This is a genomic window from Iodobacter violaceini, assembly GCF_011601265.1.
Lineage (GTDB): Bacteria > Pseudomonadota > Gammaproteobacteria > Burkholderiales > Chitinibacteraceae > Iodobacter > Iodobacter violaceini.
The window spans coordinates 308,932-329,115 of sequence record NZ_JAAOLX010000007.1; the positions used below are offsets into that span (position 1 = coordinate 308,932).

At 49.9% G+C, this 20,184-nt stretch carries 20 protein-coding genes; 4 read left to right on the forward strand and 16 right to left on the reverse strand.

Annotated elements, in window-relative coordinates; genetic code table 11:
- The first annotated feature begins 20 nt into the window (after positions 1-20).
- Positions 21-284, forward strand: a complete 264-nt coding sequence (locus tag HA050_RS15185; RefSeq protein WP_166827850.1) for a hypothetical protein — start codon at positions 21-23, stop codon at positions 282-284.
- Between the two features lie 32 nt (positions 285-316).
- Here HA050_RS15185 and HA050_RS15190 read toward each other — a convergent pair whose 3' ends face one another.
- From HA050_RS15190 to HA050_RS15200, 3 genes are read right to left on the reverse strand one after another with little or no spacing between them, the layout of a single operon-like run.
- Entirely contained in the window at positions 317-1,060 is a 744-nt protein-coding gene (locus tag HA050_RS15190; protein WP_166827853.1) for a TlyA family RNA methyltransferase, read from the reverse strand.
- Entirely contained in the window at positions 1,060-1,359 is a 300-nt protein-coding gene (locus tag HA050_RS15195; RefSeq protein WP_166827856.1) for an MliC family protein, read from the reverse strand. The genes HA050_RS15190 and HA050_RS15195 overlap by 1 nt, the downstream gene beginning before the upstream one ends.
- Positions 1,359-2,090: a pseudouridine synthase gene (locus HA050_RS15200; RefSeq protein ID WP_166827859.1), complete on the reverse strand. Its 732-nt coding sequence runs from the start codon at positions 2,088-2,090 to the stop codon at positions 1,359-1,361. The genes HA050_RS15195 and HA050_RS15200 overlap by 1 nt, the downstream gene beginning before the upstream one ends.
- 167 nt (positions 2,091-2,257) lie before the next feature.
- On the opposite strand from HA050_RS15200, the gene HA050_RS15205 reads away from it, so the two are divergent.
- A complete protein-coding gene (locus HA050_RS15205) occupies positions 2,258-2,632 on the forward strand; it encodes a SirB2 family protein (protein WP_166827862.1) in 375 nt (124 codons plus the stop codon).
- Here HA050_RS15205 and HA050_RS15210 read toward each other — a convergent pair.
- The 12 genes from HA050_RS15210 to HA050_RS15265 form a co-directional block, all read right to left on the reverse strand.
- Complete coding sequence (locus tag HA050_RS15210) at positions 2,624-3,472, reverse strand: alpha/beta hydrolase family protein (RefSeq protein WP_166827865.1); 849 nt, start codon at positions 3,470-3,472, stop codon at positions 2,624-2,626. The two genes, HA050_RS15205 and HA050_RS15210, sit on opposite strands and share 9 nt — an antisense overlap.
- 24 nt (positions 3,473-3,496) lie before the next feature.
- Positions 3,497-4,627, reverse strand: coding sequence for a cyclic pyranopterin monophosphate synthase MoaC (gene moaC, locus HA050_RS22670; RefSeq protein WP_166827867.1), 1,131 nt, complete (start codon positions 4,625-4,627; stop codon positions 3,497-3,499).
- A 1-nt stretch (position 4,628) separates the two neighbouring features.
- Entirely contained in the window at positions 4,629-5,093 is a 465-nt protein-coding gene (gene moaE, locus HA050_RS15220) for a molybdopterin synthase catalytic subunit MoaE (protein ID WP_166827869.1), read from the reverse strand.
- Positions 5,094-5,099: 6 nt separating this feature from the next.
- Entirely contained in the window at positions 5,100-5,345 is a 246-nt protein-coding gene (gene moaD / locus HA050_RS15225) for a molybdopterin converting factor subunit 1 (RefSeq protein ID WP_166827872.1), read from the reverse strand.
- A gap of 155 nt (positions 5,346-5,500) precedes the next feature.
- Positions 5,501-6,196 (reverse strand): DUF4197 domain-containing protein, encoded by a 696-nt coding sequence (locus HA050_RS15230; protein ID WP_166827875.1) that lies wholly within the window; start codon positions 6,194-6,196, stop codon positions 5,501-5,503.
- Positions 6,197-6,263: 67 nt separating this feature from the next.
- Positions 6,264-7,472, reverse strand: a complete 1,209-nt coding sequence (locus tag HA050_RS15235; RefSeq protein WP_240929085.1) for a molybdopterin molybdotransferase MoeA — start codon at positions 7,470-7,472, stop codon at positions 6,264-6,266.
- Positions 7,432-7,923 (reverse strand): molybdopterin-guanine dinucleotide biosynthesis protein B, encoded by a 492-nt coding sequence (mobB, locus tag HA050_RS15240; RefSeq protein WP_166827878.1) that lies wholly within the window; start codon positions 7,921-7,923, stop codon positions 7,432-7,434. The genes HA050_RS15235 and mobB overlap by 41 nt, the downstream gene beginning before the upstream one ends.
- On the reverse strand, positions 7,924-8,592 hold the full coding sequence (locus tag HA050_RS15245) for a carbonic anhydrase (RefSeq protein ID WP_166827880.1): 669 nt from the start codon (positions 8,590-8,592) through the stop codon (positions 7,924-7,926).
- A gap of 214 nt (positions 8,593-8,806) precedes the next feature.
- Positions 8,807-9,550, reverse strand: a complete 744-nt coding sequence (locus tag HA050_RS15250; protein ID WP_166827883.1) for a peptidylprolyl isomerase — start codon at positions 9,548-9,550, stop codon at positions 8,807-8,809.
- Positions 9,551-9,661: 111 nt separating this feature from the next.
- Positions 9,662-10,396, reverse strand: a complete 735-nt coding sequence (locus HA050_RS15255) for an oxygen-binding di-iron domain-containing protein (protein ID WP_099397160.1) — start codon at positions 10,394-10,396, stop codon at positions 9,662-9,664.
- Entirely contained in the window at positions 10,393-10,986 is a 594-nt protein-coding gene (locus tag HA050_RS15260) for a methyl-accepting chemotaxis protein (RefSeq protein ID WP_115228633.1), read from the reverse strand. Before HA050_RS15260 ends, HA050_RS15255 begins: the two co-directional genes overlap by 4 nt.
- A 284-nt stretch (positions 10,987-11,270) precedes the next feature.
- A complete protein-coding gene (locus HA050_RS15265) occupies positions 11,271-13,097 on the reverse strand; it encodes a TolC family outer membrane protein (RefSeq protein WP_166827886.1) in 1,827 nt (608 codons plus the stop codon).
- A 249-nt stretch (positions 13,098-13,346) separates the two neighbouring features.
- Here HA050_RS15265 and HA050_RS15270 point away from each other — a divergent pair, with 249 nt between their 5' ends.
- Positions 13,347-13,976 (forward strand): transglutaminase-like cysteine peptidase, encoded by a 630-nt coding sequence (locus tag HA050_RS15270; RefSeq protein WP_166827889.1) that lies wholly within the window; start codon positions 13,347-13,349, stop codon positions 13,974-13,976.
- 97 nt (positions 13,977-14,073) lie between these two features.
- Positions 14,074-15,999, forward strand: coding sequence for a bifunctional diguanylate cyclase/phosphodiesterase (locus HA050_RS15275; RefSeq protein ID WP_166827892.1), 1,926 nt, complete (start codon positions 14,074-14,076; stop codon positions 15,997-15,999).
- A 46-nt stretch (positions 16,000-16,045) separates the two neighbouring features.
- Here the strand turns inward: HA050_RS15275 and HA050_RS15280 are convergent.
- Positions 16,046-20,184, reverse strand: a 4,139-nt coding sequence (locus tag HA050_RS15280; RefSeq protein ID WP_166827895.1) for a beta strand repeat-containing protein, incomplete at its 5' end; no start/stop codon positions are given.

A 20,184-nucleotide genomic window follows, 5' to 3' on the forward strand; every position in this document is an offset into this window, starting at 1 on the left:
AGACTGTCGTTCTTCCTTAAATGAAAAAACGTGTCCAAGCCCTCAGCGCAGGGCTTTTACCCTCCCCTGAAAATACGCAGGGCGAGAAACAAGCGGGGTGGTGCCGTCGTCAGTTCGTGTTTGAGCGAAGCGAAATGACACAACGCCACTGTCCGCAGCGAGGGGATGCCGTGTTTTTAAGGTTGTGGCTTCGGTTTCGTTTCCTGGCCGCGCAAGAAATGAAGGCCCAGCGGGACGCCCGCACCAAAATCAACGTGCCGAAGGCACTAAAAAGGTCTTTTTGACTTTTTTAGTGCAAACAGGAAGCACGCCACCTCTACACCGCCAATGCATGAATAAAAAACTCGCGATTGCCATCGCCACCCGTGATCGGGCTGGCGAAGTAGTTTTGAGTTGCAAATCCAGCCGCTGTTGCGGCTGTTTTTATTTTTTCTTCTACCTGCGCATAAAGGCTTTCATCTTTCACAATGCCGCCACGGGCGATGCCGGCTTTGCCTACTTCAAACTGCGGCTTTACCAAAAAAAGCAGCGAGGCCTGCGGCTGCAGCATGGCGCGCAGTGCAGGCAAAATCAAGGTCAGCGAGATAAACGACACATCGCCCACAATCAGCTGCAGCGGCCCGTCCTGCACTCCGGCAATCAGCTCCGGCACTAAATGCCGGGCATTCACGCCTTCAAACTGCACCACTCTGGCATCGCTGAGCAGCCTTAGGTGAAGCTGGCCGTGGCCAACTTCCACACCAATCACTTTGCGCGCACCTGCCTGAAGCAGGCAATCTGTAAAGCCGCCAGTAGAAATCCCTACATCCAGCACCTGCCAGCCCGCTACATCCACACCGGCCTGCTCTAATGCGCCCGCCAGCTTGAACCCGCCCCGGGAAACAAAGCGATCACTCTCATCGCTTGCCACCGTGAGGGGCAAATCTTTATCCAGCCTGATACTGGCCTTAGTCAGCACTTTGCCATCGCAACTCACCCGGCCCGCAGCAATCATGCCTTGCGCGGCAGTGCGGGAAGGGGCCAGCCCCTGTTCTACCAATAAAACATCAACACGCAACATTAAAGCACCGGTTTTTTCAAACAGTCTTTAGCAACAACAACGGTATTACGCTCTAAAAAACTATCGCTGCCCTTAGTCCACCACAGCCACTGGCCATCGCCCCATGCCGCACCACTGGCCGTGCGCTGCTCATCCAGATCATAAATCCGGCCATCCACACGTAAACGTACCTGCGCCATATCAGCACTTGAGGTCACGTAAAACGACAAGCCGCTTTTGCATTGATAGGAGCCGGTTATTTCATTGGGCGTAGCGTAAGCCATGCCGCTGAGCAAAACGAAGACCAGCGCGCGCAGCATCAAAATTTCTCCGACGCCGATAAATAGCGCCATTTACCCGGTGGTAAGTCACCCAGCAGCACGCGGCCAATACGGATACGCTTTAAGCCAACAACTTCTAAGCCGACTAATTCGCACATGCGGCGAATTTGGCGCTTTTTACCTTCACGTAAAATAAAGCGCAGCTGATTTTCATTTTGCCAGCTCACGCGGGCCGGTTTCAGCGCCTTGCCATCCAGGCTTAAGCCATGATTCAGCTTTTTCATACCATCACTGCTCAGCTGGCCTGTGACACGAACCAGATACTCTTTTTCAACGTTCGAGTTTTCGCCGATCAGCGTCTTGGCTACCACGCCGTCCTGCGTCAGTACTAAAAGACCTACCGAATCGATATCCAGGCGCCCGGCAGGGGCCAGATCACGCATATGCGGCGGCACAAAGCGAATACCGCTGGTATCCCCTTCCCAGTGATTATCCGGCACCACCAGCGCCACAGCGGGGGTATAGCCTTTTTCGGCCTGCCCGGACACATAACCCACCGGCTTATTCACAAGGATGGTCACACGTCCTGCCTGAGTGGCTTTTGCCGCAGGCTCCAGACTCACCACCTGGCTGGGCAGAACCTTGCTGCCCAGTACATCAACGACTACGCCATCGACCTTCACCCAGCCCTTGGCAATATATTCATCGGCCTCACGGCGCGAGCAAAGGCCCAGTTCGGCTAAGCGCTTTGATAAACGTAATTCTTCCATAAACCTTTTATCCTTTCATTCCACTAACCCGCCCGGCAGGTAAGCTGCTTCTTTAATGACTGCAAAAAAACATCAATTCATTTAATGCCAATGAATCGCAATACTCAATGTCAACAGAAGCCATTAAGATGCAGAACTAACCATTTTCGCACGAGAGAGCCCTTCCGATGGAATATCTTGCTGTAAAACATTTGCATATGCTGTTTATTACCCTGTCACTGGGGCTGTTTTTGCTGCGGGGATGCCTGATGCTGGCTGAATCACCACGCTTGCAGCAGCGGTTTTTCCGCATTGCACCGCATATTATTGATACCGCACTTTTGATCAGCGGTATCAGCCTGGCCATGATGTATCCCGGCCCCAAAGCATGGCTTGCCGCCAAGGTAGCCGGGCTGCTGCTCTATATTATTCTGGGGACGATCGCGCTTAAACGGGGCAAAACCAAAACAATCCGCAGCATCGCCCTGGCCGCATCCGTGCTGGCCTTTGCCTATATTATTGGCGTGGCATTCAGTAAAAGCGCTTTACTGGGATTAGTTTAATTCAGGCAATAAATGCACCTGCCATAGACTGTCTGCAAACCGTGGTTTGAAAAAGCCAAAGTGTCCAATCTGCTTTACGCCAATATCCTGTGGCGACAGGCGTTTGGCACTTTGTGACGCATTCTGATAAAACGACTGCAATGAATTTGTATTATGAGCAGACATCAGCTCATCGTCGGTAAAGGAGAGCGCGGTAATATCCCGGGTAAACGCCGCAAACTGCTGCTTTACCGCCTCACCCTCCACCCCCAGCATATAGTCCGGGTGTAAGCACCATCTGCGCCACTGCTGCATAACACCACGCGGCAAATTGCCGACTTTACGTAAGCGCTTGCCTGGAAAATATCCACAAACAGGCAGCAGCACGGGCACCAGCACAAACCAAAGCCACCAGACTTTCCAGCGTAAACTCAGCGAATTTTCCAGCCAGTAACCGCTGCCACTGGCAATCGTAATGGCCTTGGTAATGCGCTCTGGCCCAGGCACAAGGCCAAGCAACTGCCCGCCAAGACTATGGCCCAGCCAGTAAAGCGGGCGGCCTGCCTGCGTCATCGTGCTCAGCATGGTGTCGCAATCAAACCTGGCCCAATCCAGGATATCGACTTCAAGCTGACGCAAATCGCCCTGAGCAGAAAGCCCCATTCCGGTGTAATCAAAGCTGGCCACCAAAAAGCCCTGCTCTGCCAGCCATGATGCCAGCGGCGCATAATAAGACTGGCTTACACCCATTGCGGGCACAATCAGTATCGCCGCTTTTGCTGCAGACTGAGGATAAAAAAACAAGGCCGTGATTTCCGAACCACGGCCTGTCATCAGCGTGTGAATTTGCCCTTGAATCATTTTATCTTCCACCATGCCGCAGCATTAAATTGTATGGCTGGCCTGCCAGTGCCCCGATTTACCGCCTTGTTTTTCCAGCAAACGGATCTGCGACATAATCATGCCCCGATCCACCGCCTTGCACATATCGTAGATGGTAAGCAAAGCAATATTGAGCGCCGTCAGCGCCTCCATTTCTACCCCGGTACGACCGACTGTTTCGGCCGTCACTTCACAACGAACCAGGCTGCCTGCCCTGTCTATGGTGAAATCGACGCTCACGCTGGTCAGTGGGACAGGATGGCAAAGCGGGATTAAATCTGCCGTGCGTTTGGAAGCCATAATTGCCGCAATTCTGGCCACGCCCAACACATCGCCTTTTTTATGGCTGCCTGTTTCAATTAAATGCAAAGTGGTGGGCAGCATACGAATCTCGCCCACCGCGCGGGCAATCCGGTGGCTGTCCACCTTGCTGCCCACGTCCACCATATGCGCTTCACCATTAGCATTAAAGTGAGTCAGGCCGGATGGAGCCGGCGTTTTCTGAGTCTGATCAGTAGCACGATAAGGCATAGGAATGGTGTCGACTCCCGATAAGCGGGCCGCACATACGGCCAGATCATCCTGAGTATTTAAATTAGGGAAGGCCAGCTCAGGAAAATCAACATACTGCAGCCTCAGGCTTTCCTGCCAGGCAGATAACTTAAGCTCTTGCCGCGACAACCTGTCCATTAAAGAGGCCAGTACATCATGGCACAGCATACATATTGTCGGATGAATTTGTCCGTCCGGAGTACGCGCCACCACCACGTCTGATTCGCCCAGCTCCAGCTGCGCCAATAGTTTTTCAACCAGATCAGCAGGCAAAAAAGGCACATCACAAGGCAGCACCAGCAGGTATTGAGCAGGAGAAGCCAGCAAGGCGGAATGAATGCCCGCTAAGGGGCCTGGATGGCCGGGGTAAACATCGCGTAATACAGGAGAACCAAAACGGGCGTAATCCGGCAAATTGCGATTTGCCGAGATCAAAATATGATCCACAAGCCGGGTCTGCCTGGATAAGGCTTCCAGGCTCCATTCAACTAAAGGCTTGCCTGAGAGCTCAACCAGACCTTTATCACGCCCTCCCATGCGACGCCCTTCACCGCCAGCCAGAATGACCGCATCCAAAATCATCTTAACCCACCCTTAAATACTGCCAGCGATCGAGCGCGCTCTGATCGCTCTCCCGTGCATCAAGCCATTTCAGGCAAGCGCCATTTCCTTCTTTTTTCCAGAATGGCGCCTGTGTTTTTAGAAAATCCATAATAAAGGCATTGGATTCATAAGCAGCCTGGCGGTGAGCCGAAGCCGTCAGTACCAGCACAATCTGCTCCGCAGCCTGTAAATCACCCACACGATGAATCACGGTTACGGCCTGTAAAGGCCAGTAGCCACAAGCCTCATCAACAATCTTAGCCAGCGATTTTTCTGTCATGCCCGGATAGTGCTCAAGGCTCATGGCAGAAATACTGCCGTCTAAATCCCTTACCCTGCCAACAAAAGCAACGATGGCACCCATCGCGGCATTGCCATCAAAGCGGGCGTATTCTGTGGCAAAGTCAAAATCTGCACTTTGTACCTGAATCCGGATATCAGCCATCAGCCATCAGCCCCCCGTTACCGGCGGAAAAATCGCCACTTCGGCCCCGGCGGGAATCTCATCCTGCAGGCGCGCCATTTCCTGATTAACCGCTACACGAAATACCTTGCCAGCCGATAATTCATCCGCCCAAACTCCGCCTCGCGCAGCTAAAACAGCAATCAGCTCTGCTACGGTAGCAGGCGCAGGCAGCGCTTCCTCACTACAGCCAAAGACATCACGCAGCCGGGCAAAATATAAAACACGAATCATTGTTTATTGCCTAAATAACAAGCACTTCGTTTAAATAAAAAATTTATAAATCGTTTGAGATCAGAGGGCCTGTAAACCAATACCGGTTTTTATTAGCCATAAATAAACTCAAATCTATACTCAGCGAATAAAGTATTAATTTATTGAAACACCATTTAATTGCTTAATAAACCAAACGTTTTTTTAGCCAGTTTGCCAGCCGCTGCCAGAGGATCCTGGCGAATAGCGCGCTCTTCTTCGGCAATCACCTGATATAAGCCATCCAAAGCTTTGCGGGTTACATATTGCTCAACGGTTGAATCTTCTGCTTTAAGCAGCCCCAAACCTGCGGCTTTACCAGCTAGGCGATTATATTGTTCTGCTAATTGCAGCCTGGAGGTTGTTTGCCGGACTATAGGTAAAAATTGCTCAGTTAGCGGCGCCTGGCTGGCCTGTTTAAAATATTGTGTGGCTGCATCATCTGCCCCAAGCAAAATATTTTTGGCGTCTTGTACGCTCATTTTTTTAATGGCATTAATCAGTAACTGCTTGGCCCTTGGTACGGCAGCCTCTGCAGCACGATTCATGGATGTTTGTAATTCATCTAAAGACTGTCCCAGCCCTAAGGTACGAAGCAAGGGTTCGGCCTGGCGCATGGCATCCGGCAAGGGAATACGCACTTTATCATTGGCTAAAAAACCATCGGTTTTACTCAGCTGCAAAGTGGCATTGCTTACGCCCTGTATCAATGCTTCTTTTAAACCACCCGAAGCATCGCGCTCAGAAAGCAAATCAAAACCACCCGCAAAAACAGGCCATGTCATGATGCAAAGTAAGCCAAGCAACAGGCTACGCCGAATATTTACTTTCATATTAAGATTCCGTAATTAACGCGAGTCTTACTTTGATCGAATAAATTGCAGCATAGCATTAATTAGCTCATTTAATGCAGGCCGCATAAGGAATAAAAGTAACCGTGTCTCCGGCGCTAATTGTTTCACCTGCGGCAATATCCACCAGACCCGTAGCCCAAACCAAAGAAGTTAATACCCCAGAGCCTTGATGAGGATAAATTTCAACCTGCCCAGCCGCATTTAATCTGCCGCGTAAAAACTCACGGCGATTTCCTGCTTTTTTCCATTCAAAAGCAGCACTTAGCTGATAACGCGGCGGAAATAAACTGATACATCCCTGCCTGGCCAATAAAAAGGGACGAACTAATAGCAAAAAGGTAACAAAGCTGGAAACAGGATTTCCCGGCAGGCCAATAAAATCACACCCGGCAATTCGCCCGTACGCAAATGGCTTGCCTGGCTTAATTGCGATCTTCCATAAGTTTAAGCTGCCCAGCTGCTCAACTGCGGCCTTAACATGGTCTTCTTCGCCAACGGACACCCCACCCGAAGTAATCAGCACATCATGATCCTGGGCTGCCTGCCACAAGATATCCCGGGTCTGCTCTGCATCATCTGGAACAATACCCAGATCAGTAACCTGGCAATCTGCTAATAAAGCGGTAATGGCGTAGCGGTTTGAATTATAAATCTGGCCCGCTGCAAGCGGCTGCCCCGGCTCTGCCAGCTCGTCGCCGGTTGAAAGCAGTGCAACCTTTAAGGGCCGCTTTACAGCCAGCTCAGCCACACCCACAGAGGCAGCCAAACCAATTGCGGCCGCGCTTAATCGTGTACCAGCGGGCAAAATCACGGTATCAGCCTGAATATCCTCCCCACGCAGGCGAATATTGGCACCTGCTTTTACCTTTTGAGCGATATACACCCGCCCTTCTTCACTGCGGCAGTCTTCCTGCATTACCACCACCGTGGCTCCGGCTGGAACCGGGGCTCCAGTGAAAATTCTTGCCGCCTCGCCCTCAGCCAGTGGCTGCCCCACTTCACCCGCGGCAATTCGCTGAACCAGCTCAAAAGATTCTGGCCAGACAGCGCCCACATTCAGTGCATAGCCATCCATGCCACTATTATCAAACGCCGGCACCGCCATTTGGGAAACCACATCAGCGGCCAGAATACGGCCAGCGGCCTGATTTAAAGATAAAGTTTCAACCGCAGTTTCTGCACGGGCCTGAGCCAGCAATTGGGATAAAGCAGAATCAAAATCCAGCATGGCAACTCGCAGCAATAAACGCTGCAATCTCTGCAGCCTGGTTAAGATCAAAAAGGGGAAGAGCACTTTCCAGCGAATAGTCGCTGGCAATCGCAATAATGTGCGGATCATCCAATGCAGGATAATCAGCCCGGCGCACTTCTATTTTAGGAATAGCGGCCGCTTTAAAACCTTCAACTAAAACTAAATCGACGGGTGCTAATCGAGCCAGCATCTCATGAAGAGGCAAGGCCCCCTCGTGAATCAGAGCAAACCCATGAGGCGTTGCCAGCAATACCTCGCCCGCACCCGCCGCACGAAAACGGGAGGTATCTTTGCCTTCCGGCTCAAACTGCACAGGATGGTGAGTATATTTAATCACGCTCACCGACAGGCCCAGCCGCACCAGCTCTGGCAGCAGTTTTTCAATCAGCGTCGTTTTACCACTGCCTGACCAGCCGGCAATACCTAATACGAACGGAGTGTGGGTAGCGGTCAATTAAATCCCGATAGAGAAATCTTGAGTTGGTAAGGCGCTGACCAGTGGCTGAAACTGCCCGCTTTCTTCATCAAAGCCCAATAAGGCTCCGTGTTCAAAATCAAAAAACCAGCCATGTACGCTCAGCGCATCTGTACCCAGGCGCTCTTTAATCCATGGGAATGATTCAAGATTCTGCAAGGAATCACGAATGGCTTCCAGCTCACAGGCACGGTAGCGATCAGCCTGATCACTATCTGGCAATTGCTGCAAAACACGCTCTTTTGCCTTGCTGGCAATGTGAATCCAGCGGCCAAGGAAGTCGTCTTTATCAACAATATCAGCGCTATCCATCAGCGCCTTAATCCCGCCGCAGTGGCTGTGCCCAAGCACCACAATACGGCTCACATTGAGCACAGTAACAGCGTATTGCAGCGCTGCAGATACCCCTTGATTGGTAGTACCCTGCTCAAAAGGGGGAACCAGATTCGCCACGTTGCGAATAATAAACATCTCGCCCGGCGCGCATTGGGTCAGGATGGCGGGATCAACACGGGAGTCACAGCAGCCTATCAACACGGTAGTTGGTGTCTGGCCTGCACGCAGACGGTCAAACAAAGCGGTTTCGCCAGCAAAATACTGCTGCTGAAATTCACGAAAACCTTCAATAAACTGATGCAAATCGGCCATAAGGGTTAACCCGTAAAAGAGACGGGCTGATTATCCACCAGTCTGGGCCAAAAATCGCATCCCGCCGTAAAATTACACAGGAAATTTAAATTTTTATCACTAACCCTGATCACCTGCCCGCAAAGGCGCATTTGCACCAGGATTAAAAATGGCCGGCATGGCCGGCCATTCTGTTTTGCACCAATAAGCGCAAAATATTCTTAGCAAAACAGATTTATACAGCCGCTGGCTCAGCGCCTGGCAGGGTGTAGCCTTCAATTTTGGCAGCATTAACCAAAGTTTGCAGATACTGATTCATTGCACGGCGGGTTGCGATATTGCTTAAAAACTCAGCCAGTTTTTCTTTAACTTCATCAAAAGCAACGGTGGCACCTGCTACTTTTTCACCCGCACGAATAATGTGCAAACCAAATTGGGTTTCCACCAAATCTGCAGCCACTTCGCCCGCATTCAGGCTAAAAACAGCCTGTTCAAATTCCGGCACCATCTGGCCGCGGCCAAATTGGCCCAGATCGCCGCCTTGCTGGCCCGATGGGCAAGCCGAGTGCTGACGGGCTAACTCTGCAAATTTTTCCGGATTGGCTTTTACTTCGGCCAATACGGCATTAGCCGTTTCACGAACGGCATCTAAAGACGCTTCTTCGCTTGGCTTGAACAAAATATGGCTGCCTTCAACCATTTCACCACGGACAAAAGACTGTGGATTATTGTTGTAATATTCCTGGCAAGCGGCCTCATCGGCATCGGTGATTTTTACTTCTGTCTGCAACAGCAAACCAATGGTTTCTTCCGGAGTTGCGGCCTCAATGGCCAGCGAAGCAGCACGTTGCAGTAAAAGCTCACGCAAAATAAGCTCTTGAATCGTTGCATCCAGCATCGATGGCGCATCTTGATGGTGCTGACTTTCGGCTTCGATCATTGCATCGGTAATTTCAACGCCATTAACAGTGATACTCATCATATTCCTTGAATGCTTGATTGGTTAAGAAACTGAAATGGGGGCTGAATGCGCAATTTCCAGCCCCCAAATTAAATTCCTTTTTACCGATCATGCCGCTCTTAATAATGATCAAAAAAGCCCTACATGCAGCTCATCAAACCAGTTAATAAAGCGTTCAACATCTTCCCCTGCATATACAGATCCATGCTGTGGACAGATCATGTCTATTTTTAAGCTTGCTGCTTTTTCGCACCACACCCGCTTTGCACTATTGGATCCCATCCAGCGCTTATGAAACCCTTCTGCAAAGCGAATATGGCGATCAAAATCGCTTACAAACAGATCGCTATTGCTCTCGGGTAAGAGCGCAGCACCTACATCCCCTGAAAATAAAATCTGGGCTTTTGGATCATAAAGATGAAAATTCCCGGAGGAGTGCAGGTAATGCGCAGGGATAGTGCTTAAATGCGCTCCGCCCACCACAATTTCACTGCCCAGATCAGGAATAGAAATCATGGTATCGGCCGATCCGCCAAAATGAGGAACAAATGTGGCCCATAAACCAGAGATATAGCACTTCATTTCCGGATTAAACTCCAGCCAAAGTGCCAGAGAAGAAATCACATCAGGATCCTGATGTGATGAAAAAATACTATGGATTAAGCGCGGATCGATCACCGTGCTCACCGCCGAAAACACCGAAGGAAAAACCTCCAGCCCGCCCGGATCGGTAATAAGCGCTTCATCGCCGTTGTTAATAACATATTCATTGGTATCGATTAAATAGCTGGGCCGCTCCGGATCGCGTGAAATAGCAAACCAGCGATGATCATCCTGCTCAAAAAGTATTTGTGCTTTTTTCATCTCATCTTCCCTGAAATACGCCGTAATTCTTCCAGCCTCGGCACGATAGAATCCACTTTTCTGGCGAAATCATTTGATAACTCTGCCAGTACATTGGAATGCTCACCTGAATAAGCTGATTCAATCCGGGCCGCACGCGCAATAACCACCCCAAACACGCAGGCCTGATAGGCTTCATCGATATATTCAGAAAGACGCTGGTGCACAATTCTTAAACGCTCTGAATGCTCATCAGCCGCCTTGCGGTTACGCCCCAGCGTTTCTGCCAGATACGTTGTGTTTTCTGCTGACAGCTCTGAAGTCTGAGCAAGCATCTGGCTGCGCCGCTCCTGGGTCATACTGTGCGACGATTCAGCCAGCATGTCCTGGCTGGCATTACTCAGCCGGTTCATACTGCCTTGCAGTTGCAAAGATAACTCACGTAATTCACCAGAAATCACACCAAAGCCCCGCGCCATTCTGCCAGCCCTTTTGGCCAATAAAATAGCGTTCAGGCCCATTAAATTAATTTCAAAGCAATTCCAAATCACCATCTTGATATTTTCATTTATCAAAACCGTGTTTTGTAATTCAGCTGCGATATCCGCCATGAGCTAGTCTCCACACAGCTCGTCCCTAATAACGAGCTATTCCTTTATAGATCACTAAGTCGATGGAAAGAAGAGCAAGTATTCATCCGGGCAAAAGCTGACAAACCAATCATGAAAACCATCTGAAAACTTAAATATTAAGCACACCCCAAAGCCGCACAGTAAGCTCGCACTGCAAATCGCAGACAAAAAAAGGGCCTTCCTCAGAAGACCCTTCTTGCAAAGTACCAACAATATATAAAGCCATTGTAAAAGCACTTCGCCCTGCATCTTAAATGAACAAGTTAATAGGCTTTACCGCTGGTAACTTTCTCTGCCTTGATTTTCCACTGCCCGCCCTGCTTTACCATCTCCAGAGTTTTCTGCACCACATCGGTATAGTCTTTAGATTTGTAGCTTTGGCTAAAGCTTGCTTCAGCCTGGGTTTCACTGATCTGTTTCAGCTTCATCTTGTCCAGAGTAATCGTCAGATCGCCCTGTTTACCCACGCGGGCGCGGCGGAATTCTTTCCATTTGGCGACGCTCATCCCATTACTTGGCACAAAGCTGTCTGCATAAAATGCCAGATAATCATCTGTGCGTTTTTCAGCCCAGGCTTTCGACCATTTATCTGCCAAATCATTACCAAACTGCACCAGCTCTTTGCTGACAGGGGCGCTGTCTTTAACCGCTTCAGGTGCTGCAACAGCAGCGGCCGGAACCAAAGGCGGCCGGGCGGCCATTGCTGCATCTCTGTCCATCACATAAGCCGCAGGCATCTCTGCGCTGCAACGAATACGCTCATCATCCAGCTGGCTGTCATTCAGCTCGTCTGGTACAGCAGCCTCAAGCGGAGCCAGTTTAAGCGCGGCCAGAATCTGGTGAGTCTGAGTTAAAATCCCTGCTTCGGACGTTTTTAAATCATAAACAGCAGCAACAACCGAACGCTTCGCAGTAAACAATTCGTTTTCGGTATCTAATAAATCCAGCAAAGTGCGCTGGCCAATATCAAATTGCTTACGATAAGCATCGCGGGATTTTTCAGTGGAAAGCTGATGCTGATCGAGGAACTTCATTTGCTCGTTCAGGCGGCGCACATCATTCCAGGCGATTTGTGTAGTCTGACGAATATCGCGGCAAGTTTTATCACGCAATTCATAGGCAGAATTAAGTTTTTCTACCGCACCGCGTGTTCGCGCGCTATCACGGCCGCCGCTGAATAAATTGTAATTTAAATTAAGCTGAATCGTGCGATCCTGGAAAGTGCCATTAATATTATCCCGATCGCGATCAATTGCCTGCTTTGCCACCAGCTCTAACTTAGGATAATTATTTGATTTGCGAGTTTCGGCATCGCTGCGCGCAGAACGAATATTGGATACCGCCGCCAAAAAGCCAGGATTTTGTTTTAAAGCAGTCGCTAAAGCAGTATTGCCTTCTTTAGGCAGTGCCGCCCGCAGATCCGGAGCAGGAGCCAGAGTGGCTGCAGGCGCTTCCCCTACAATGCGCTGAAAGCGTGCGGACACATCGTGTAAATTAGATAAGTCAGTCAGCCAGTTAGATTCAGCCAAAGCCAGGCGCCCTGAGGCTTGCTCCAAATCGACCCGGCGGCCAACGCCCGCTTTAACCCGCTCTTCAATCTGGCCTAAAATTTCTTTGTGCAACGCGAAATTGTCCTGAGCAAGCGCAACCAGCTCGCGATAACGAAGCACATCCTGATACGCGCGGACACTCTCATAAGCAATCTGATCAGAGGAAGAAAGCAGCTCGTAATAACGAGTCAGCCTTGCATAACCCAGTCGCTGAACTTCATTGCTTGTGGCAAAGCCATCGAATAACATTTGGCGCAGCGTTAATGTGGCCCCTGGATGATTAAAACCACCTGTATCGCCACTTGGACGCATTTCCCACTCACGGCCTGCATACGCCTGAAAATCAACCTGTGGCAAATACCCCCCACGCGCAGCAGAAACGTCTTCAGTTGATGCCCGGAACTCAAACCAGCGTGCACGCAATTCCGGATTGTTTGTAATGGCCCGCTCGGCCGCTTCCTGCAAAGTAGCAGGGGCAGCAGCCTGAACGCCCATTCCACTGAATGCCAAAGCAACGGCAAAGCAAAGTTTCAGGTTCATATTATTAATCCCATGTAATTCACAAGTAACATTTTTTATGCGCCGGCGGATTAAGCCGGATTATCTTTTTCTTAGCGGCAAACAAATTGTAACCTTACCATTATTCTTTCTGTCTTTATATTTATAATTGTAAGTTGGACAATTCTAGTGAATTAACCCACTATTAAGAATAGCTTCGTAAAACCATTCAGACTGATGCCGCAACACAACCTACTTCTCTTGCGTAAAAAAACAGTCGGGCTTTTAGCCATGCTGTCTTTCGTGTTGCATGCTGCCTCCAGCCTTGATTTTGACCGCTTGCAAAAATCACTGGTGCAGCGCTGGGGACAAACGCCTGTTCGTTTGTTTACCGACTGGCAAACCCTGATGAATGAAGCGCACAATGCACCTGAAGCCGATAAATTAAAACGGATTAATGACTTCATTAATCGCCGGATTCAATTTAGTGATGACCCCACTATCTGGAATGCGCCGGACTACTGGGCAACCCCACTAGAAACCATAGGCAAAGGCGCTGGAGATTGCGAGGATTTTGCAATTATTAAATATTTCAGTTTAAAAGAGCTGGGTGTTGCTAAAGAAAAACTTCGCCTTACTTACGTTAAGGCTAAAATTGGAGGCGCCACAAGCAATGTCAGCCAGGCGCATATGGTATTAACTTACTACTCCAGCGCAGATGCAGAACCTTTAGTTCTTGATAATTTATTAAATGATATTCGCCCGGCATCCCGCCGTCCTGATTTAACACCAGTATTCAGCTTTAATAGCGATGGTATTTTTACAGGAGCTGCTGCCCAGCCAACAGGCCCGGTTGATAAATTATCCCGCTGGAAAGATCTGATCAGCAAAATGAAAACTGAAGGATATGAAACTGATTAGGCATATAGTGCTTATATGGCCGGATTAAATGTGAACTTATTTAATTAAACGGGCGCTGAAAGATTAATTAAATGCCCAGCTCTAGCAAGGAAATACCATGTCACTCTTTCGCCAGCTATGGATGATGATTATTCTGGCTACCCTTGTGGCCTTTGCCGGTAGCTTTATCGTCAGTGTTTACACCGCCCGCGGTTATTTAGAGCAACAACTCTTTACTCAAAGTAATGACAACGCCTCGTCTTTGGCTCTTTCTATGTCGCAGCAAAGTAAAGACCAGGCGACCATCGAACTGAATGTGGCCGCCTTATTCGACACGGGGCACTTTGAATTAATCCGGTTTAGCGACAACCATGGAAAAACACTGGTTGAACGTAAGAACAACGATAAAGCCGATGGTGTACCCAATTGGTTTGTACAAACCTTTCCACTGCAGATTGCCTTTGGCAAAGCCCAGGTGAGCGATGGCTGGAAACAAGCGGGCACGGTGACAGTCGTTGCCCACTCCCGCTTTGCTTACCAGGCCTTATGGGAAGGAGCGATGCGCTTGTTTGTATGGATTATTGGAGCAGGCCTGGTCTGCGGGGCGGGTCTGCAGCTCTTACTCAACTGGGTTAAAAAACCCATCACTCAAATGGTAGAGCAGGCAGAAGCAATTAGTGAACGGCGTTTTATCACCATCCCTGAACCGCGTTACAAAGAATTAAAAAGCGTCGTCAATGCCATGAACACGATGGTCAGCCGCGTTAAAACTATGTTTTCCGAGCAGGCAGCCCGCATTGATGCACTACGCAGTGAAGCCAACCGTGATGCCCTCACCCAATTACCCAACCGCAGCTTTTTTATGGGCCGTTTGTCCCAGGCTTTAGAAGATGACGAAGCCGCTCCCAGCGGAATTTTACTTATTATGCGCCTGCATAATCTGGCGGAGGTCAACCGCCGCTTAGGCCGGGAAAGAGCCGATCAATTTTTGCAAATGGCCGCTGGACAGCTGGCATCTCTGACTGGCCAGGAACCAGATCGCTTGGTCGCCCGCCTGAATGGCGCTGACTTTGCTTTACTTGCCCCTGGTTTAGACCGTCAGCAAGGGCTGGATTTAGCCAAGGAGCTGCATCAGGGCTTAGCAGAGCTGCGTCAGCATGAGCTAACCGATGCCGATGACTTGGCCGCAATTGGGATCGCCACTTATCAGCACAATGACAGCATCAGCCAATTGCTGGCTGGCACAGACCAGGCGCTGGCTCAGGCCGAAAGCAGCGGAGCCAATGGCACAGGCCATGTCAGCAGCGCCAGTGCAAATCAGGCCTTGCCTGCCCAAGACTGGCAGCCCTTGCTGCAAAAAGCCTTTAAAAACCATAGTTTTGAATTGGCTTCTTTCCCCGCAATTATGATTGATGGCCAACCTCTGCACCGCGAATTATTACTGCGTTTACGCCACCCTGAGACCAATGAATTGCTGACTGCGGGTACTTTTATGCCCTTTATCAGCCGCCTCGGTATGAGTAACACACTGGACTTAGAATCAGTCCGGCTTGCCTGTGCCGAGCTAAAACTGCACGAAGCCCAGTTAGCAGTGAACCTTGAAGCCAAATCGATTGCAGACGAGCAATTTATTGAAGAGCTGCTCAGTATTCTGCAGCAGCATAAACATTCCACAGACCGGCTGTGGTTTGAAGTCAATGAGTTTGGCTTCAGAGATGAGATTACCGCCCTGGCAAATTTTGCCCAGAAAGTACGCCCTCTGGGTTGCAAAATCGGGATTAAACACTTTGGCCGCCACTTTGGCAGCATTCCGCAACTTTACGAATTGCAGCTCGATTACTTAAAAATTGATGGCAGTTTTATTCAATCTATTGATCAGCACCTGGGCAATCAAAACTTGGTTAAAGCCATTACAGGTATTGCATCAGGGCATGGTTTAATTACGATTGCCGAGCGGGTGCAAACTAAAAATGAATGGGAAATGCTTAAAACTCTGGGTATAAATGGCCTGAGCGGCCCAATTGCCAGCACACCATTGAGCTAAATAAACAGCAATTAAAAAAGAGGCCAGCATTGCTGGCCTCTTTAGTTTAATCAGTGATTAATTTACCCTTATTAAGCAGATCCTGAATGATGGCCGCATCAGCCAGACTGCCATTACTGGTTAAATCAACGCCCGACAAAATAACCCTCTGATCATCCGCACTTGAATTAAATGGCCCTGTGTAAGCACCCGAGCTGCTGACATGAACAATGGTATCGGTACCTGATTTTTCAAAATGCAGATACTGGGTAAGATTCCCCGTATTTACATTATGATTTTCACCCTGCAGTAAGTCTTTCAGATCCAGCCTGTCCCCTCCGGCGTTATAGCTTGCCACAGAGAAATCAGTGATTTTATCAATCACAGGTGCGCCCACAGCGCCCTTATCCGCCAGAGCCCAATGGAAGGTATCTGCCCCCAGACCACCAGTTAAGGTATCGCTGCCTGCACCTCCATCAAGCCGGTCTGCTCCAGCCCCTGCATTAATCACATCATTACCTGCTCCGCCATGGATAATATCGCGGCCAGCGGAGCCGGTAATCGTGTCAGACAGATTAGTCCCCGTAACCTCTTGCCCGCTGCGAACCAGATAATGCCCGTTATTGCCAGGGTCTTCGATAATGTCCTGCAGCTCGCTCAGTACAGGGGCTTGTGCACCATGGAACAAGGCCATGTCATCAATACCAAGGGTGACATAAGCACTGTCGGCTGAGCCTGAAGGTTTAAATTCTATTTTTAAAGCCGCATTACCACCCTGCTCCCAATACAGTACTTCAAGATTGTGCATCCCTTCACTGATAGCCACACCGGTTTGTACCCGCGTGGTTGGCGGCTGGTTCGCGTTATATTCAAACACAGACTGACCATCAACAGCGATACGGAAACCATCATCCGCATAAACACGAATATCGTAAGTGCCTGCCGCAAAGTAAGCACCACCCACCATACGCATAATTGAATCAGTGGTATTTCCGAATGTACTGGTTGCAGCAAGCCCGGCAGTATCGGCCCCTGCATTATTTGCACCAAGGAAGTTATACAGATTTCCCGACGTAATGGCCGAGCCTGCTGTTACAGCATTATTTGTACCCAAATTGCCGGTCACCGCTGGCGTAACGCCATATTTAATGGCATCGGCAATAAAGGTGGCATCACTGGCCGCAGCACTTGCTTCAGTTTGCGTGCCGACAATATTGCTGCCCTGACGGCCATTAATCACCGAAGTAATATCACTGATATTATCGAGATTGCCTACCGTGTTGTCCTGATTTTGTACGTTATATGTAACGCCTGCGCTCTTATCAGGATCATTGTTATAACCAAAGAACTCGCCATGCAAGCCACGGGCAGAATCAGCAATTGCCGTGGTTGAAGCCGACAGCTGCATCGTGTTGCCCTGAGCAGGCGGCACAATATTGATTGTAAGATGGCTGTTTGATGTATCCAGATCACCATCGTTATCAATTAAGGTAAAGCCTATGTTTTCGCTGGAGCCTGACGTTTTAATCACAGGCGGCGTATAGGTATATTTGCCATCATCCATATCAATGGCAAACTGCCCGCCCAGGGCCGTATTGACTTTTAATTGATGAGTAATCGCATCAAAGGTGTAAGTACCTGCAGCGGCGGAAGTCACCACTGAATTGTGTGCCACATCAAAGGTATATTTCACCCCATCAACCGTTATATCGTTCATATGCCCGCCATCAGCACCAAAGCCCGATGACGCGCCAGAAATAACGCCGCCTGTTAAATCACCCGAATCAGGCACTACGATCGTGTCGCGCAAGATGGGTGGCAGTTGTGCCAAATCAGTCACAATGATGGCATTGGCTTCAGATCCGCTGCCCGTACCATTGTAGGCAAGCGGATTCAGATTGGTTGCCGTTACTCCCGTGCCCAAGCCTAAAGCCAAAGAGTTAATATCTTTAGCGTTTAAGAAATTAGTCCAGGTGAGCGTTTCACCCGCATCCAAACCCAAGCCAGGATTAGGTGCGCCATCAGAGAAGAAGTAAGCAATATTCTGGCCTCCGGCAATCTTGCCTGCCTCGTCATAGTGCGTCATTACCTGCCCGACTGCAGCATCATAATTAGTCCCCCCATTCGCAGTGAGATTAGCCAGAATCGTTTTGGCTTCATCCACACTCATCCAGGTTTGCCCGCCACTTTGCTGAGTCGCTGCAGAGGTACTAAATGTAACCAGCATGACTTTCACGTCACCCAACACGTCATAGTCATCTATCAGCTTGGTAATTGCCTCTTTCGCAACCTGCAGCCTTGTTTTCCCTGGTATCCCGCTTGGATCCGCCATACTTCCGGATACATCGATTGTCAGGATCAAATTGCTGTCGACATTAGGGATCTGAACATCCGCTGTCTTGCTTTGCCCAACGGGTGCATCATCCTCAACATTAACAGTTAATGTGCCCGTACTGCTCAAGCTGCCATCTGAGACCTGAACACCAACATTAAATGATTTCACATCCTCAACACTGTTAACAGGATGATCAATCGGCCCGCTTAAAGTGACGGTATAGTGGCCTGCATTATCAATATGAATTGCCGCAATCGTTGTACTGCCCACTTTTGCGACCAGATCCTGCGTACCGCTGCCACTCCACACCAGCGCTTGCCCGCCAGAGGATAAAACATCGGCTGGTGCAAGCAGTGTTGTTGTTAAAGTTGTGCTGTCAGGATCACTGATCACAATCGTGCCAGAGCTGACCGTGCTGTTTGTTGTGTCAGTCGGGGAGCCCGTATTATCGATAATCCCGCCTGCCAAGCCCTCTTCTGAAACTGTAGCGCTGGCATTTGCAATAACCGGAGCATCATTTACTCCTGCAACATTAATCGTCGCTGTTCCAGGCGTTGCATCAATCAAGCCCGTATTGTCTTTTGCTGCATAATTAAAGTTGGTGCTCCCATTCCAGTCATGCGCCGGTTTAAAGTACAAAGTCAGGCTGTTGCTTGCCGCCGTTAAATCAGAGCCAGCAACTACCAATTGCGTCATTGCGGCATCGCGGTACAACGTGCCATTTCCAGGCAGATTCAATATTCTAAAGCCAGCTACCGTGCCATCTGCATCCGTACCACTTAAAGTGATCGCAATCGGCAGTGCCTGATCTTCAACCCCGGACGCGCTGACATTATTTGTATCCGGCGCAAAATCATTATCCAGAATTCCGCCGGTGGCGCTCACGCCGCCAATGGTCAGAGGAACGGTTTCCGGAGTGATTTCAACCAGTGCATCATCCACCGTTGGCAGAGTGACGGCGAAGTTGGTCACGCCTGCAGGCACGGTGATCAGGCCGGTGGTTGCGTTGTAAGTCACGCCATTGCTGAAGGTGGCTGTGCCGTAATCGGCGGCACTCGCTGATCCGCCACCCAGGTTAAAGGCATAGGTTTCTGGTTTTGTTGTTGCGGTGCTGAGCGAAACATTGAAGACAAGGTTATTACCTTCCACCACATTGTCATCGGCCACACCCGGATTGCCAACTTCGATGCCGGTAATGGCCGGGCTGTCGTTGTCCAGAATTCCGCCAGTGGCGCTCACGCCGCCAATAGTCAGAGGAACGGTTTCCGGGGTGATTTCAACCAGTGCGTCATCCACGGTTGGCAGAGTGACGGCGAAGTTGGTCACGCCTGCAGGCACGGTGATCAGGCCGGTGGTTGCGTTGTAAGTGACGCCGTTGCTGAAGGTGGCTGTGCCGTAATCTGCGGCTGAAGCGGATCCGCCGCCCAGGTTAAAGGCATAGGTTTCTGCTTTGGTGGTGGCGGTGCTGAGCGAAACATTGAAGACAAGGTTATTACCTTCCACCACATTGTCATCGGCCACACCCGGATTGCCAACTTCGATGCCGGTAATGGCCGGGCTGTCGTTGTCCAGAATTCCGCCGGTGGCTGAAACGCCACCTATCGTTAACGGTACAGTTTCCGGGGTGATTTCAACCAGTGCATCATCCACCGTTGGCAGAGTGACGGCGAAGTTGGTCACGCCTGCAGGCACGGTGATCAGGCCGGTGGTTGCGTTGTAAGTGACGCCATTGCTGAAGGTGGCTGTGCCGTAATCGGCTGCACTCGCTGATCCGCCGCCCAGGTTAAAGGCATAGGTTTCTGCTTTGGTGGTGGCGGTGCTGAGCGAAACATTGAAGACAAGGTTATTACCTTCCACCACATTGTCATCCG

Bases quoted from the DNA above. Each gene is read 5' to 3' on its own strand.
- HA050_RS15185 (WP_166827850.1), top strand. From the start codon at position 21: ATGAAAAAACGTGTCCAAGCCCTCAGCGCAGGGCTTTTACCCTCCCCT.
- HA050_RS15190 (WP_166827853.1), bottom strand. From the start codon at position 1,060: ATGTTGCGTGTTGATGTTTTATTGGTAGAACAGGGGCTGGCCCCTTCC.
- HA050_RS15195 (WP_166827856.1), bottom strand. From the start codon at position 1,359: ATGCTGCGCGCGCTGGTCTTCGTTTTGCTCAGCGGCATGGCTTACGCT.
- HA050_RS15200 (WP_166827859.1), bottom strand. From the start codon at position 2,090: ATGGAAGAATTACGTTTATCAAAGCGCTTAGCCGAACTGGGCCTTTGC.
- HA050_RS15205 (WP_166827862.1), top strand. From the start codon at position 2,258: ATGGAATATCTTGCTGTAAAACATTTGCATATGCTGTTTATTACCCTG.
- HA050_RS15210 (WP_166827865.1), bottom strand. From the start codon at position 3,472: ATGATTCAAGGGCAAATTCACACGCTGATGACAGGCCGTGGTTCGGAA.
- moaC (WP_166827867.1), bottom strand. From the start codon at position 4,627: ATGATTTTGGATGCGGTCATTCTGGCTGGCGGTGAAGGGCGTCGCATG.
- moaE (WP_166827869.1), bottom strand. From the start codon at position 5,093: ATGGCTGATATCCGGATTCAGGTACAAAGTGCAGATTTTGACTTTGCC.
- moaD (WP_166827872.1), bottom strand. From the start codon at position 5,345: ATGATTCGTGTTTTATATTTTGCCCGGCTGCGTGATGTCTTTGGCTGT.
- HA050_RS15230 (WP_166827875.1), bottom strand. From the start codon at position 6,196: ATGAAAGTAAATATTCGGCGTAGCCTGTTGCTTGGCTTACTTTGCATC.
- HA050_RS15245 (WP_166827880.1), bottom strand. From the start codon at position 8,592: ATGGCCGATTTGCATCAGTTTATTGAAGGTTTTCGTGAATTTCAGCAG.
- HA050_RS15250 (WP_166827883.1), bottom strand. From the start codon at position 9,550: ATGAGTATCACTGTTAATGGCGTTGAAATTACCGATGCAATGATCGAA.
- HA050_RS15255 (WP_099397160.1), bottom strand. From the start codon at position 10,396: ATGAAAAAAGCACAAATACTTTTTGAGCAGGATGATCATCGCTGGTTT.
- HA050_RS15260 (WP_115228633.1), bottom strand. From the start codon at position 10,986: ATGGCGGATATCGCAGCTGAATTACAAAACACGGTTTTGATAAATGAA.
- HA050_RS15265 (WP_166827886.1), bottom strand. From the start codon at position 13,097: ATGAACCTGAAACTTTGCTTTGCCGTTGCTTTGGCATTCAGTGGAATG.
- HA050_RS15270 (WP_166827889.1), top strand. From the start codon at position 13,347: ATGCTGTCTTTCGTGTTGCATGCTGCCTCCAGCCTTGATTTTGACCGC.
- HA050_RS15275 (WP_166827892.1), top strand. From the start codon at position 14,074: ATGTCACTCTTTCGCCAGCTATGGATGATGATTATTCTGGCTACCCTT.